Origin of the sequence: Brevundimonas sp. AAP58 (genome assembly GCF_001295975.1) — a bacterium.
Classification (GTDB): domain Bacteria; phylum Pseudomonadota; class Alphaproteobacteria; order Caulobacterales; family Caulobacteraceae; genus Brevundimonas.
In genome coordinates this window covers 1-1,469 of record NZ_LJHU01000127.1, presented here as the reverse complement: position 1 = coordinate 1,469, position 1,469 = coordinate 1, and the positions used below count along the sequence as shown (strand labels likewise).

At 70.8% G+C, this 1,469-nt stretch carries 1 protein-coding gene; it reads left to right on the top strand.

Going from position 1 to position 1,469, the window contains the following annotated elements:
• Positions 1–320 precede the first annotated feature (320 nt).
• Positions 321–1,370, top strand: coding sequence for a GTPase ObgE (gene obgE / locus IP78_RS14120; RefSeq protein ID WP_054112301.1), 1,050 nt, complete (start codon positions 321–323; stop codon positions 1,368–1,370).
• Positions 1,371–1,469: the final 99 nt, after the last annotated feature.

The following is a 1,469-nucleotide window of genomic DNA, read 5'->3' as shown; positions in this document are numbered from 1 at the left end:
CCCCCAGCCCCGCCGCGGCCTGCCGCTCTGCGGCGTCGCGCACGGCCTCGGCGGCGTCCAGCCGCGCGCGGGCGTCCTTCTGGAAGCGCCAGGCCCAGGCGCCGACGGCCAGCGCCAGTCCCGCCGCCCCCGCCGCCGCCGCGAATGCGATGTCGGCCTCCGCCATGCCGTCCCGCCCGTTGATGCCGAATCACGACCATAGCGCAGACGCAGGCACATCGCAGGAGTCCGCCTGTAATTCGCCCGGCTTATCGGTCATAAGCCGCGCTCAAGCAGCGAGCGACCGCGTCGCGAGCGTTAGCGCCTACAAGAATGCCCAAATGAAGTTTCTCGACCAGGCCAAGATCTACATCCGCTCCGGCAACGGGGGCGCGGGCTCAGTGTCGTTCCGGCGGGAGAAGTTCATTCCCAACGGCGGGCCGGACGGCGGCGACGGCGGCAACGGCGGACACGTCTGGATCGAGGCGGTGGAGGGGCTGAACACCCTGATCGACTACCGCTACCAGCAGCACTTCAAGGCCGGCACCGGCCACCACGGCCAGGGCCGCCAGATGCACGGCGCAAAGGGCGAGGACGTGGTGCTGAAGGTCCCCGTCGGCACCCAGGTGCTCGACGAGGACAAGGAGACAGTCGTTCTGGACCTGACCGAGGCCGGTCAGCGCGAATTGCTGCTCTCGGGCGGCAACGGCGGCTGGGGCAATGTCCGCTTCAAGGGCCCGGTCAACCAGGCCCCGCGCCACGCCAATCCGGGCCAGGAAGGCCAGGAGCGGTGGATCTGGCTGCGGCTCAAGCTCATCGCCGACATCGGCCTGGCGGGTCTGCCCAACGCCGGCAAGTCGACCTTCCTCGCCGCCGCCAGCGCTGCCCGGCCCAAGATCGCCGACTATCCCTTCACGACCCTGGCCCCCAACCTCGGCATGGTGGACCTGTCGCCCGGCGAGCGCTTCGTCATCGCCGACATCCCCGGCCTGATCGAGGGCGCGTCCGAAGGCGCGGGGCTGGGCACGCGTTTCCTCGGCCACGTCGAACGCTCCGCCTCCCTGATCCATCTGGTCGACGGCACGCAGGACGATGTGGCGGGCGCCTACCGCATCATCCGCGGCGAGCTCGACGCCTATGGCGAGGGTCTGGCCGACAAGACCGAGATCCTGGCGCTCAACAAGATCGACGCCCTGACCCCCGAGGCGCGCGAGGAAAAGGCCGCCGAACTGGAAGCCGCCGCCGGCAAGCGGCCCATGCTAGTGTCCGGCGTCTCGGGCGAGGGCGTGCCTGAATTGCTGCGCGCCGCCTGGGCCGAGGTCCGCCGGAACCGCGGCGAGGTCGACGAGGACGGCGAGGAACGCATCGCCACCGGCGGCTGGGCGCCGTGAATGGTCTCCCTCCCCCTGCGGGGGAGGGCAGGCGCGTAGCGCCGGGTGGGGGCGGCAAGGCGATACACAGGCAATGTCGGGGTCTGGCTCACCCGGCCA

Excerpts from the sequence above, each read along its gene's own strand:
- obgE (WP_054112301.1), top strand. The coding sequence starts at position 321 with ATGAAGTTTCTCGACCAGGCCAAGATCTACATCCGCTCCGGCAACGGG.